This is a genomic window from Protofrankia sp. Cr2 (assembly GCF_963555885.1).
Lineage (GTDB): Bacteria > Actinomycetota > Actinomycetes > Frankiales > Frankiaceae > Protofrankia.
Genome location: NZ_CAUVXG010000002.1, coordinates 128309 through 141668, shown reverse-complemented (window position 1 = coordinate 141668; position 13360 = coordinate 128309). Strand labels below are relative to the sequence as shown.

Genomic DNA, 13360 nt, shown 5'->3' with positions numbered 1-13360 from the left:
GTCTCGTTCTTCCTGTACTGCCTGGTCAGTCGTCGGAGCCGCTGGGCGCCGGCGCTCCCCCGAACATCATGTCGCACATCGTCAGGTAGAGCCGGTCCGGTCGAGGTAGGAATTGGATCTTTGATAGAGCCTGATCCTGTCCGGCCGATTCGACGATGAACTCGCCGTATCCGAGAAGTCGACCCATCGGGTCCCGGTTGTAGGTGAGATCCGTCACTTTCTCCAGTGGCATGGTCTGCACCTTGCGGAAGAAGATCCCCGAGACCTTCAGGAGGCGCTTGTCGGTGATCATCAGGTGGTCGAAATGCCAGTCGGCGACTCTCCACAGCATCCGCAAGATCATGAAGAGCGCGAACCACCAGGGGAGAGCGCCGATGACGCTGTCGACGTTCAGCCCGTTGAGCAGGATCGTGAGCAGAATCGCGAGCACGATGGAGCCCAGCGTCTGCAGGAAGATGGGCAGCAGAACAGCCCAGTGCATCCGGACCATGATGACCAGTCGTTCGCGGGTGGCGAGGTACTTGTCGTCCCTGGCTGCGGGGTCAGGGATCCGGATTCTCACCAAGGCCACCGCCGTCGCCGGGATTGCACCGACAGCTCGCGTCCCGTCACAGGACCGTGTCGGTCACGAAGTTGGACAAGCCGTTGCCAGCGGAATGTATACCGTCGATGGCTCGGTTGATGATGCTTGCCGCACTTTCGGGTGCGGTGACAACGAAGAAGATGACGAACGCGATGAGACCGTATTTGACGATCTTGTCCACGGCGGGCCTCCGGGCCGAAGTTGGGACGGCTGACCACAAAGTATCGCCGCTTCGCACCTCGGACGTGTGGGAATCGCGCCTATACGCTCGGCGCCGTGGCCGGCGAGTGGTACGAAGCGTCCGACGTGGTCCGTTGGGGCGAGGAGCGACCGAAGAATACACCCGACGATCGAACCTGGTTCGAGCGGGACCGTGCGCGTGTCCTGCACTCCAGCGCGTTGCGCCGGTTGGCAGGCAAGACGCAGGTCGTCGGTCCGTTCGACGACGACTTCCCGCGTACCCGGCTCACCCATTCCCTGGAGACCGCGCAGGTCGGCCGGGGTCTGGCCCGTTCGCTGGGCGCCGATCCGGACCTGGTCGACGCCGCCTGCCTTGCGCATGACATCGGACACCCGCCGTTCGGTCACAACGGTGAGGCCGCGCTGGACGCCGCTGCCCGCGACTGCGGGGGGTTCGAGGGAAACGCCCAGAGCCTGCGTGAGCTGACCCGTCTTGAGGTCAAGATCGTGGATGTGCACGGCCGGGAGGCCGGTCTGAACCTCACCCGGGCCACCCTGGACGCGTCGCTGAAATACCCCTGGCCCAAGCGGGACGACACGCCGAAGTTCGGCGTCTACGCCGACGACATGGTGATTTTCAACTGGGTTCGTGACGGCGTGCCGGCCGGTCGACGGTGTATGGAAGCCCAGCTGATGGACTGGGCCGACGACGTGGCATACAGCGCACACGACCTGGAGGACGGTGTCGTCGCCGACCTGATCGATCTGGGTCGGCTGGCGGATTCGGGACAGCGGGCCGATCTCGTGGCCTCGACCGCGGTCCGTTATCCGGCGGCGTCTGCGAGCGCGCTGGATGAGGCGTTGGACCGGCTGCGGCGGCAGGTGTGGTGGGTTGCGGGGCCGGTGACGACGCCGACCGCGCTGCGCGCCATGCGGACCATGACCAGCGAGCTGATCGCGCGGCTGTGCGTCGCCGCGGTCGCTGCCACCCGGCGGGCGTACGGCGATCGTCCGCTGCGGCGCTACCACGCCGATCTCGTGCTGCCCGCCGCAACGGTTGCCGAGTGCTGCCTGCTCAAAGGGGTGACCGCCCGGTTCGTCATGGACCGTCGCGACGCGCACGTCCGGCAGCGGCGACAGCGCGAGGTCATCGCCGAGCTACTCGCGCTGCTCGTCGTGCGGGCACCCGATGCGCTCGACCCGCTGCTGCGCCCGGCATGGTCGGCCGCTTCCGATGACGCGGCCCGCCTGCGGGTCGCCGTCGACCAGGTCGCCCGCCTCACCGACGCGAGCGCCGGTCGGCGTCACGCACAGCTGACCGGCCGCTCCTGGCCGGTGGCCCTCTAGCGGGCCGAAGGCGATGCGATCGTGGTTCTGTCGCATTGACCAACAGCCATCAAAGGCGCCCCAGGTCGCTGATCGTGGCCCTGACCGGTCTCGTCTGCGCACCGCGTAGTCAGAAGATCGGCACCTTGGCGCCGTTGACAAGTACCATCACGGGGGAAAGGGCGGACCCGCGGGGGCGGTGGCAGGCCGAGGGGCATCAATTGAGGGGCAGCGGACCCCGGTGTGACCCCGGCCCGTCGACACCCCGCCCGGGATGCAGGGAGGGACGTGTGGCCGGACGCATCCGCGACGCAGATGTTGCCGCCGTACGTGACCGTTCGCCGATCGCGGACATCATCGGCGACTATGTCCAGCTGCGTCCGGTCAGTAGCGGTCAGCTGCGCGGTCTGTGCCCGTTTCACGACGAGAAGACCCCGTCGTTCAACGTCCGTCCGCAGGTCGGCGCCTACCACTGCTTCGGCTGCGGTGTCGGCGGTGACGTGATCGCCTTCGTCCGGGCCATCGACGCGCTGTCGTTCCCGGAGGCGGTGGAACGCCTCGCCCGCCGCGCCGGGATCACCCTGAGCTACGAAGGCGGTGGGGTGACCAGCCGTGTGGTCACCAGCCAGCGCCAGCGGCTCCTCGACGCCCACCGGGCGGCGGCCGAGTTCTACGCCGAACGGCTGAGCGCAGCCGATGCCGGTGAAGGCTGGGCGTTTCTTGCGGCCCGGGGCTTCGACCAGCACGCGGTGTCGCGTTTCGGCGTCGGTTATGCGCCGGCGGGCTGGGACACCCTGACTCGTCACCTCCTGGGCCGGCACTTCACCGCCGCGGAGCTCGTCCTCGGCGGTCTGGCCAAGCAGAGCAGTCGCGGGAGCCTCATCGACAGGTTCCACCGGAGGCTGGTATGGCCGATCCGTGACCTCGCCGGGGACGTCGTCGGCTTCGGTGCCCGTCGGCTCGCCGCCGACGATCCCGGGCCCAAGTACCTCAACACCCCCGAGACCCCGTTGTTCAAGAAGGCCAGCCTGCTCTACGGCGCCGACCTCGCCCGGCGGGAGATCGCCCGGCGGTATCAGGTCGTGGTCGTCGAGGGTTACACCGACGTGATGGCCTGTCATCTCGCCGGCGTCCCGACCGCGGTCGCCTCCTGCGGTACCGCGTTCGGCAGCGAGCACGTGACGGTGTTGCGGCGCCTGCTGATGGACCAGAGCGAGCACCGCGGTGAGGTCGTGTTCACGTTCGACGGCGACGAGGCCGGCCGCAAGGCCGCCATCCGGGCCTTCGAGTTCGAGGAGCGGTTCGTCACCCAGACCTTCGTGGCAGTCGAACCGTCCGGGCTGGACCCGTGCGACCTGCGGCTGGCGCGGGGCGACGAGGCCGTTCGCGATCTCGTCGCCGCGCGCGTCCCGCTGGTGGAGTTCGCGATCCGCGGGAAACTGGCCGAGTTCAATCTCGACACGACCGAGGGACGGCTGGCGGCGCTGGATGCGGTCGCGCCGCTGATTAGCAGGTTGAAAGACCGGGGCCTGCGACACCGTTATGCGGTTAACCTTGACAACTGGCTCGGATTTCTGGATGAGGAGTTCGTCGTGCGGCGGGTCGCTGAGCACTCCGCAGGCGGTGGCGGTGCTGATACGTCCGGTGTCGACTCCGCCCGTGCTCGCCCGGCGCGGTTGCGGCCACGCGCGGGCACCGCGGACGAGGCAGCCGTGGCAGTCGAACGGGAGGTGCTCAAGGTGGCGCTCCAGTATCCCGGATTGGCAGGCCCGGCGTTCGACACGTTACCGGCCGAGCTGTTCACAGTCCCCGCGCACCGTGCTGTACGTATGGCCGTCGTTACGGCGGGTGGCGTATGCGGGGGCTTGTCGGCAGCCGGTGATGTCCCTGGCTGGGTTGCCATGGTGGCCATGGCAGCCGGCGATGACGAGCTGCGGCGGTTCGTCACCGGGCTTGCCGTCGAAGCCGTGTTCTGTGACCACGATGTCGACGACAGGTATGTCGATGAGCAGATGTCACGTATACAGGAGTTGCATGTGACCCGTCGTATCACGGAGGTGAAGTCGCGTGTGCAGCGACTCAACCCCGTGACCGACGCCGAGACGTTCAAGCGCGCATATGGTGAGCTGATCGCCTTGGAACAGCACAAGCGCCAGCTCCGGGAACGGGGCCTGGGTGCCGCGTAACCTGGGTCGATCCCGAGAAGGAAGTGACGAGATTCCGCCCATGAGCAGTCCAGCCGTCCTACCGCGCGAGGCCCAGGTGGACGAGGTCAAGGACCTCATCACCAGGGGCAAGGAGATCGGTTTCCTCACCACCGAGGACGTCACGGTCGCACTGCAGGCGGCCGAGCTGCCACCGGAGCAGACTGACGCCGTTCTGCAGGTCCTCAACGATGAGGGCATCGAGATTCTCGAGGCGGGTGGAGAGGACGCCGACGAGGCCGACCTGCTCGCCCGGCGTCGCCGTGAGGAAGAGGAGCTGGCGCTCAAGGCGCCGACCTCCGATCCGGTCCGCATGTATCTCAAGGAGATCGGCAAGGTTCCGCTGCTGACCGCGGAGGAGGAGGTCGACCTCGCCAAGCGGATCGAGGCCGGCCTGTTCGCCTCCGAGAAGCTCGCGGCGGCCACCCGCAAGACCTCTCCGCAGATGCGCCGTGATCTCGAGGCGATTGAGCGTGATGGGCAGATCGCCAAGCGTAAGCTTGTCGAGGCGAACCTGCGGCTTGTCGTGTCGATCGCCAAGCGCTACGTGGGCCGCGGCATGCTGTTCCTGGATCTCATCCAGGAGGGCAACCTCGGTCTGATCCGCGCGGTCGAGAAGTTCGACTACACCAAGGGCTACAAGTTCTCCACTTACGCCACCTGGTGGATCCGCCAGGCGATCACCCGTGCCATCGCCGACCAGGCACGCACCATCCGCATCCCGGTGCACATGGTCGAGACGATCAACAAGTTGATCCGCATCCAGCGGCAGCTGCTGCAGGACCTCGGTCGGGAGCCGAGTCCCGAGGAGATCGCCAAGGAGATGGATCTCACGCCCGACAAGGTGCGCGAGATTCTCAAGGTCTCCCAGGAGCCGGTGTCGTTGGAGACCCCGATCGGTGAGGAGGAGGACTCTCACCTCGGTGACTTCATCGAGGACTGCGACGCGGTCGTGCCCGTGGACGCGGCCAGCTTCATCCTGCTGCAGGAGCAGCTCGACTCGGTTCTGCACACCCTCTCCGACCGGGAGAAGAAGGTCATCCAGCTGCGGTTCGGGCTGACCGACGGCCACCCGCGCACGCTGGAGGAGGTCGGCCGGGAGTTCGGGGTCACCCGCGAGCGCATCCGGCAGATCGAGTCGAAGACACTGTCGAAGCTGCGCCATCCGTCCCGGTCGCAGAAGCTGCGCGACTACCTGGAGTAATTTCGATCGTGGATCAAGCCATCCCTACCTGACTACACTCGATGGCAGACCGGACACGGGGCGGGTCGCTACGGCGATTTCCCCGTTTGTATCACGGACGGCTTCTACTATTGGACCGTCCGTGACTGTCTGGAGGTTTGCCCACGATGAGTGTGTCCACCAACCTGCATCTGAGCGTCATCGGTACGGGCTACCTCGGCGCCACGCACGCGGTGTGCATGGCCGAGTTGGGTTTCGACGTGGTGGGGGTTGACGTTGACCCGGTCAGGATCAGGCGGCTGGCCGGCGGGGAGGTGCCGTTCTTCGAACCGGGGTTGGAGGAGCTGCTCCGCAAGCACCTGGAATCCCACCGGCTGCGCTTCACCACGTCGGTAGCGGACGCGGCGGCCACCGCGGACGTCCACTTCATCTGTGTCGGGACGCCTGCGCTACCCGGGGCGGATGCTGCCGACGTCAGCTACATCGACGCGGCCGTCACCGGACTGGTGCGCGGGGGGATCCGGCCAGGGACGCTTGTCGTCGGAAAGTCCACCGTGCCCGTCGGCACCGCGATGCGGCTCGCCGGGCGGCTGGACGCCGAGGCCAGCGACGTCGAGCTGGCCTGGAATCCGGAGTTCCTTCGCGAGGGCTCTGCTGTCGACGACACGCTGTGTCCCGACCGGCTGGTATTCGGACTGCACCCCGACCCGGTCAGAGCGGGCATGGCCAGGTCGGTTCTGCGTCGTGTCTACGCCCCGCTGATCGACGCAGGTACGCCGGTTGTCGCGGCCGACTACGCCACGGCCGAACTGGTCAAGGTTGCCGCGAACGCGTTCCTCGCCACCAAGATCTCTTTTATCAACGCGATGGCGGAAATCTGTGCGGTGACCGGCGCCGACGTCATCGACCTGTCGGCTGCGCTGTCCTATGACAGCCGGATCGGCGGACGTTTCCTGCGCGCCGGCCTTGGTTTCGGCGGTGGCTGCCTCCCCAAGGACATCCGTGCCTTCCAGGCCCGCGTCGACGAGCTCGGTGCCGGGCCTGCGCTTGCTTTCCTGGCCGAGGTCGACGCCGTCAACTCCCGTTGCCGCACCCGCACCGTGGCGCTGACCACCCAGCTGCTGGGCGGAACGGTCACCGGCCGGCGGATCGCGGTGCTCGGCGCGGCGTTCAAACCCAACTCCGATGACATCCGCGACTCCCCGGCCCTGGATGTCGCGAGCGCTCTGCACCGCGCCGGCGCCGCGGTGACCGTCTATGACCCGGCCGCGATTCCCAACTGTCGTGTCAGCCATCCCCAGCTGACCTACGCAGCCAACGCCGTGCATGCCGCGACCGGCGCGGACATCCTGTTGCATCTGACCGAGTGGAGCGAGTTCCGCGAACTCGAACCGGCGGCTCTCACCCCGCTGGTCGCAGACACAGTGATTGTCGACGGTCGTAACACCCTTGACCCCGCTGCATGGCGCGCGGCCGGCTGGGCCTACTACGCGTTGGGCCGACCGGCCCGACCTGCCTCCCGGTGGTAACCACGCGCCTCTCGGCTTCGACTTCTGGAATCCTGGGGCCCGCCACGTGGCCAGGATCGAGGTGCCCGTTTCGCACCGGGCATCCGAACGCCACAGCTCCCTGGTCCCTATCATAGAGTAGTTCAGCTGATACCCTTCGTACATGTTGGGTGCGTCGGCGGCTGACACCAGTAATACCAGTAATACCTGGCAGCCAGCCTTTCCGTGCGACCGTCCGATTGTCTCCAGGACGCTCGTTTATTCCTGGTGTCATCCGAACGCACCCGTCCTGCGAGCTCAGAAAACCGTCTTCCACCGGGGGAGAGCCGCTTCTTCGAAGCGGTGAATCCCTGCCCTGTGTCCGGACGTCGGTGGAATCCCGCGTCCTTTCCACAAGTGTCTATTAATTTGGAGAGATCATGCAGGTGACTCAGGTGCCGACCGAGTTGATCCGGTTGAGAACCGGGATTCTCACCCGTTTGTTTCCTCATCTCTGGCGGCCGGAAATCAGCACTCGTGATCTTCGGCTTATTCGGCTGGGTACAACGTATGGCGGCTGGTGGGTGCCCGATCGGATGTTGCAGCCGGACTCGGTGTGTTACAGCGCCGGAGTAGGCCTCGACATAAGTTTCGATCTTGCTCTGATAAGCCATTACGGATGCAGCGTCTGGGGTCTCGACCCGACTCCGACATCGGTCCAGTGGACCACTGAGCAAAATATCGATTCCCGGTTCGTCCATCTCCCGATCGGTATAGCCGGGCAGGTAGGAGATCTGCGGTTCTATGTACCGCGGGATCCGTCGCATGTATCGCATTCCATTAAGAATCTCCAGCACACCACGGACTATTTTACGGCCGAATGTGCGACGGTACGTGGGTTGATGGACCGACTTGGTCATGACCGTTTGGATCTTTTGAAACTGGATGTAGAGGGAGCCGAACATGAAATCATCGAATCTCTTGGACGGGACGGTATATTCCCGCGAATCCTATGCGTCGAATTCGACCAGCCTGATCCGCTCCGCTCCACTCGTGCATCGGTTCGCAAGGTGAAATCATATGGATACAAACTTGTCAAGGTCGATTGTTTCAACATGACCTTCGTGCGATAGCCGGTCGGATCGCGGAACGGATTGCCGCCCACGCTGCAGTATCGCCCCTTGGTGGGACCAGGTCGGACTGTTCGGGCCGGTGGCCTCGAACAACGAAGGCCACCCACACATGGAAAAGACCTACAGCCGTCATTTGCTGCCGGCGTGGTGTGACCTCCCGACATGCAGGTGCACCACGCCGTCGGGTTCTACCTCGACGATCGGTGCCGCCAGGCGAGCGGCACGGTTGTCCGACATGTTTCGCCCTCAGATGAACAGGCCCGGCCTAGATCGTGCGATCGTGACACCTACCGAGTCCACGAGAAGCCTGCGGAAACCGCCATATGGCACATTTGTGGAACCACTGATCCCCACTATGCGTGGCGGCCGTGGGAAAGGTTCACGGCGGACGCCGCATGCCATCGCCTTGGCCACTCGGAAGGCCATGGCATGCTCCAGGTAGTATCCGCTGTCTTCGCGGATCTCTGCTGCCATGTTTGAAACAAAATTCTGCCAGGTGGCCGGGTTGCAGGCGAAGAAGCGCGAGTCGACCTGCGTGAAATCTGCTCGAATCCTGCACCGAATCACATTGATATCGGGGGATATGAAGAGAAGCTTTTGAGCGTTTTCAACGAAGAGGCGCCCGGTCACCTTGACTATCATTTTATATCGTGTGAAATCGTCGGCGTACTCGGTGACCACCCGATCGAACATGTGGGCTTCTCCCACGCCTTTACCCAGCTTTGTGTACTGCGGATCGGCGACGTAGCTGAGCACCCGAGGCTGAACCTGCTGGTACATCTCCTCAGGAACCCCGGCGAGCAGGGAGTCCTCCGGGTGCCCCGAGTTCTCGATGATCAATATATCCCAGCCGGATACGGCGGCGAGCGTGACCCACCTGGCGATACTGCACTGGTAGTCGGCGAGCCGTACATTTTGATCGATTCGAGCGACATGTGGAGTCCCACCGGGGTTCACGGTTGCGGTCAGCATGACCAGCGTGTCAGGTGAATTTCGACCTGTAGGCATTCGAGTCCCTATCAGAATCGTATCAATGAGAAATATTCGATCTGGACCGTTGGGCCGACACTGTCCTGATCAAATGAAATTTCGCTGCTTCGGTCAAAGCCCTTGTTCTTAGAGGTATTGTATGAACCACTTCGGCCCGAGCGGACTCTCCGGCGTATTGGTCCCCGCTCGAGACCACGAGCAGCCCACTACGGATGTCACGGTGCGTCATTTTCCACCTCCATATGTTTTGATCAGTTGGTCGACCACCGTCGAGATCGAAAATAGATCCCTTGCACCCGCTTCCGCGCGTTTCGACCAGCTCGACCATGATGCCGGGTCGCTCAGTATCATGTCGATCGCAGCTGCCAGTTTTTCAGCCGAACCATCGGTTACGACAGCCGCCTGATGTTCGTCAAGTATGGCCGCGATTCCACAGGAATTGGTACAGACTGACGGGGTACCCACCGACAGGGCTTCAAGTAGAGTCATGGGAAACGGCTCGTCTACGCTTGGCAGGACGTACACGTGTGCAGTGGCCAGGGTTCTGAGCGAATCAATATTGCTCAGGGCTCCCTCATACCGGACGACCTCGTCGAGACCATGGTTCCGAATCGTCGTCAGCAAGCTGTCCAGACTGCCCTCGTCCGGGCCGTGGACAACAAATTCTGCGTTAAGGCCCCGGCTATGCAGTAGAGCTGCCGCGGCAACAAAAGATTCGACCCTCTTACGCGGGTGCAGGCGAGCCAGAAACAGCACCCGAGCGGGGAAAGCAAGTAGCCGTTCACCGGACGGTGCGGGAAGCGGGATGCCGTTTGGAAGCCGCGTCAGCGGAACCGCGCCCAGGAGCGCCTTAAGCCCACTGTCCTCCACGTCCGTCAAGAAGAACCGTGTCCTCGCCCGTCGCAGCAGCGGACGAAGCGCAAGGTCGAAAATCCTTACGGACATTCGATTACTAGGCATTATCATGCCATGGGTCTGCACGACATAAGGAACCCTGCGAAGCGCGCAGGTAAGGAGGGTAAACAAGGTGACGAGATCTCTTCCGGCATGTATGTGGAAGATATCAGCACTCTTTGCGGCGGAGAAGATGAAGCGGGCGAGCCGCAGGTTGAAGAGTCCAAGGGCTCCGAACCACGGAACGAACGTCTGTGCGGTGAATAGCCGTGCTTCTACTCCTCCCACGCAGCGCGGGGGGCTCCGCTGCCCCTTCCAGAGCGCGATCAACATAACCGAATGATCACGCTTCCCCAGCTCTGAAAGAAGGTTGACGGCAACTGTTGTCGGGCCTCCGAACGACCCGTCTTCGCTGACCAAGGCAACAGTGTGAAAGATACGCATGACTCTTGTCGTCCCGACCATCAGGCTTTCGGTGTAATTTCATCAGTGATTTGCGGGTGGCTGTGCAGAGGTTCATACCTTTCTCGAAGGTCCACGATAACCAGGAGAAGCAGCAAAGCCAGACCTATTGGCATGCCTTTGTCGTCGAGGAGTTGACCGAACGGGAACAAGGCAATAAATATCAATGTTGAAGTGCGAACGGTGGTACTGGTCGTGGAGTATCCAACTACCAGGCGGCTCCTTCTCGTGTTCATTAGAAACGCCAGCAGGTAGCCGGCAATGACAAGTGTTCCGACCAGGCCGAATTTACTAAGTATCAGATAAGGTGTGTCGAGAGTGGTGCCAGATCTCCCGGAGCCGTCGGCTGTCGGATACAAATAGCCCGGACCGGCTCCGAACAGCGGGTCTTTTCGCCAGGCATCCAGCGCGTTATCATAAGCCTGCCGCCGAATCAGATAGCTTTCGTCACGTGTAGCCCCGTCGGTAGAGAACACCGCGGACAGTGCATTCAGCCGTCGAGGCAGAAATTCATCGTTCGACACAAGATGCCCTGCTATGAGTACGACTCCGGCAACGACGCCGATGGTAAGTGGGACAACGATGGCTGCGACCCGCGCCAAACTGGCAAGATTCTTTGATTTTCGGCCGACAACGGCCAGCAGAGAGACGACGAACACTACGCTGGTCCTGGTTCCGGTCACCAGGAGGAAGGTCAGTATCGATGTAGCCAGGAGACCCCATCGCGCCCGGCTGGCTCGACCGGTCAAGGCTTTTGTGAGCGCATAGGCGAAAGGGACGACGCACAAGGCGAGCGAGGGGAACACCAGGTGCGCCAAGGGAAGGTCGCTGACACCGCGGCGTGATAGCCACGACACTGAGAACCCGACCGCACCTAGCAGGCCGGCGACTGCGACCAATCTTGCCGCTCCGCGTCGGCCCAACCCTGCTGCTGCATCTACTACCAGCACCGGGATTGTAGCCAAGAGCATATATGAGATTATGTCCCGTAGCCAGTTCTCCAGCGTAGAACCATGCGATACTGCTATCGCCGAGGTCGCGGAAAAATAGAATGCCAGCCCAGGGCAAAGCCACCGGATTGATCGCCATGGGGCCATCGACGGGTTCTCCAGGTGGTTCTGCAGTCGTGTCGCCGAAAGGGCCAGGCAAATGAGGAAGATGACGAAGTATCCGAACTTTGCCGCGCTCAACCCGTCGGTACTTTGCAAAACAGCGAATGCGCCTCCGATGACGAGGACAAACCGGCGTGCCGCCGTAATCATCATCCAGGCGACCAGCGGGAATCCTCCCACGATGAGGAGAGCGACCGGATGCGTCAGTGAAAGAATCACCAGGACCGTGAGTGCAGCAGCGGCAAAGACTCCGACGTGCCGCCCCGACAGGACCTGATCCAGTGATTTCAACTTCGCTCTCTTCGCTTTCTGGCGATGGCTGAATAAAGGAAGTTATTATCGTTTGTTGTCCAGCCTCAGGTGTCGCCGGTTGTAACAGCCGGCCGTTACGCGCCGCAGGGTTCTGACACCGAGATCGATTGCCACGTGGGGACCGACCTACCGCTTCATAGGGTGTGGCGCCGGCAGCGGGTATTCATCGGCCAAGACAGGCTCGACGGGCCCGGTGCCGCCCGCACAGGGCGGAATCACCTCCTTCGGCGTCATCTGAAACAGACGGTGTCGGCCTCCTGATGAAGGGCGACATGCTCGCAGCAGACGGCGGCTACCCACGCCGAGCAGCGCCAGCTGCAAAAGCTGGGCGACGAGTAGTCCGCAAGCGGCGCCAGCGGCGCCGTGAAATGTTGCCAGTACACCGACCAGGACCAGGTGAAGCGGCATCGCGATCGCGAGCGTCGCTGACGCATAAACCTCGCTGCCACGCGCTTGCAGGAACATGGCGAGGGGCTGATTAACGATGCCGGGAATGACTCCTAATGCAAGGAGTGCCAGGACCGGCCCGGACGCGGCGTATGCAGAGCCGAGTACGATGCGAACTATGCTGTCAGCTGTCAGGGAAATGCCAAGCAGAGCGACACCCATGATGGGAAGAAGCCGCCAGCCGAAACGCAGCAGCCGCCAGGCTTGCCGATGGTCTGGAGCGCGGGTCACATGGGCATACATACTCTGGGTATAGCCGGTGGCTAGAAAAGCCATAGGAGTTGTCCACCGATTTACGGCCGCGTATGATCCCGCTTGTTCAGGTGTAGCGAAAATTGCCACCACAGCCAGGTCGAGGAACTGAAGACTCGTCACGATCTGCAAAAGACCGAAGTGCAGGGTACCCTTCCATGGATTGGCTGCGAACACCTGTGGCAATGATTTCGGGCCGAGCGTCTTCCGCAATTCAGGCGGCCAGATGTAAACGGCAAGGAGAAGTGCTCCCGAACTCCCGATGGAAAGTGCTATCCAGAGCACACGATAGGCCTCGATGCCGACATCAACCGAAGCCGTTATCGCGACGAGGGCGAGGATCTTCTCCGTAACATTGGTGAAAGCGATGGATGAGGCTCGTGAAAGGCCGCGTAGCGGGGCCAGGCTCGTTTGGGCCATTGCTAGGAGTCCTGCAAGAAATGCGCCGCCGACGATATACGAAGGTAGGTTTATCGCGATCGTCGAGACAGTGTATATGAGAACGGCGGCGAGAAGGACGCCGCATTTCGCGAGATAGCGCGTCGAGAAATCTTCCCAATCCAGCTTGCCTGCTGCTATCTCGCGAATCATGTAGGAATTACTGCCGAAGTCGATAGCGGCGGCCGCAACCGTCGCGACGCTGACCACAGCCATCGCACGGCCGTAGTCGGACGGAGTCGAGTTTCGCGCGCAGAAAGTATATAGGATTGCAACCGTGCACTGTGCGGCGATCAGTCCGCCGATCGAGAAAACGGCATCGTGCGCTAGGCGGTGACGCGACGGGGCGCTTTCCAC

11 protein-coding genes are annotated in these 13360 nt (G+C 62.8%); 5 read left to right on the top strand and 6 right to left on the bottom strand.

Annotation, left to right across the window (positions count from 1 at the left end; translation table 11 throughout):
• Positions 1-25 precede the first annotated feature (25 nt).
• Both U9978_RS02135 and U9978_RS02130 read right to left on the bottom strand, forming a co-directional pair.
• Entirely contained in the window at positions 26-565 is a 540-nt protein-coding gene (locus tag U9978_RS02135; RefSeq protein ID WP_322759428.1) for a PH domain-containing protein, read from the bottom strand.
• Positions 566-608: 43 nt separating this feature from the next.
• The gene (locus U9978_RS02130) at positions 609-764 is read right to left on the bottom strand and encodes a hypothetical protein (RefSeq protein WP_322759321.1); all 156 of its coding nucleotides are present in this window, start codon (positions 762-764) and stop codon (positions 609-611) included.
• 95 nt (positions 765-859) lie between these two features.
• Here U9978_RS02130 and U9978_RS02125 point away from each other — a divergent pair, with 95 nt between their 5' ends.
• The 5 genes from U9978_RS02125 to U9978_RS02105 all read left to right on the top strand — a co-directional run bounded on the left by U9978_RS02125 (position 860) and on the right by U9978_RS02105 (position 8096).
• Positions 860-2110, top strand: coding sequence for a deoxyguanosinetriphosphate triphosphohydrolase (locus tag U9978_RS02125; protein WP_322759320.1), 1251 nt, complete (start codon positions 860-862; stop codon positions 2108-2110).
• 269 nt (positions 2111-2379) lie between these two features.
• A complete protein-coding gene (gene dnaG, locus U9978_RS02120; protein WP_322759319.1) occupies positions 2380-4275 on the top strand; it encodes a DNA primase in 1896 nt (631 codons plus the stop codon).
• A gap of 40 nt (positions 4276-4315) precedes the next feature.
• Positions 4316-5497 (top strand): RNA polymerase sigma factor, encoded by a 1182-nt coding sequence (locus tag U9978_RS02115; protein WP_322759318.1) that lies wholly within the window; start codon positions 4316-4318, stop codon positions 5495-5497.
• Between the two features lie 146 nt (positions 5498-5643).
• Entirely contained in the window at positions 5644-7005 is a 1362-nt protein-coding gene (locus U9978_RS02110; RefSeq protein WP_322759317.1) for a UDP-glucose/GDP-mannose dehydrogenase family protein, read from the top strand.
• 398 nt (positions 7006-7403) lie between these two features.
• Positions 7404-8096 (top strand): FkbM family methyltransferase, encoded by a 693-nt coding sequence (locus tag U9978_RS02105; protein ID WP_322759316.1) that lies wholly within the window; start codon positions 7404-7406, stop codon positions 8094-8096.
• 246 nt (positions 8097-8342) lie between these two features.
• On the opposite strand, the gene U9978_RS02100 is transcribed toward U9978_RS02105, so the two are convergent.
• The 4 genes from U9978_RS02100 to U9978_RS02085 form a co-directional block, all read right to left on the bottom strand.
• A complete protein-coding gene (locus tag U9978_RS02100) occupies positions 8343-9068 on the bottom strand; it encodes a hypothetical protein (protein WP_322759315.1) in 726 nt (241 codons plus the stop codon).
• Between the two features lie 243 nt (positions 9069-9311).
• Positions 9312-10445: a glycosyltransferase gene (locus U9978_RS02095; protein ID WP_322759314.1), complete on the bottom strand. Its 1134-nt coding sequence runs from the start codon at positions 10443-10445 to the stop codon at positions 9312-9314.
• Positions 10445-11845 carry an O-antigen ligase family protein gene (locus U9978_RS02090; protein WP_322759313.1) on the bottom strand — a complete coding sequence of 467 codons (1401 nt, stop codon included), beginning with the start codon at positions 11843-11845 and terminating at the stop codon, positions 10445-10447. Before U9978_RS02090 ends, U9978_RS02095 begins: the two co-directional genes overlap by 1 nt.
• A 147-nt stretch (positions 11846-11992) precedes the next feature.
• Positions 11993-13360, bottom strand: a complete 1368-nt coding sequence (locus tag U9978_RS02085; protein ID WP_322759312.1) for a lipopolysaccharide biosynthesis protein — start codon at positions 13358-13360, stop codon at positions 11993-11995.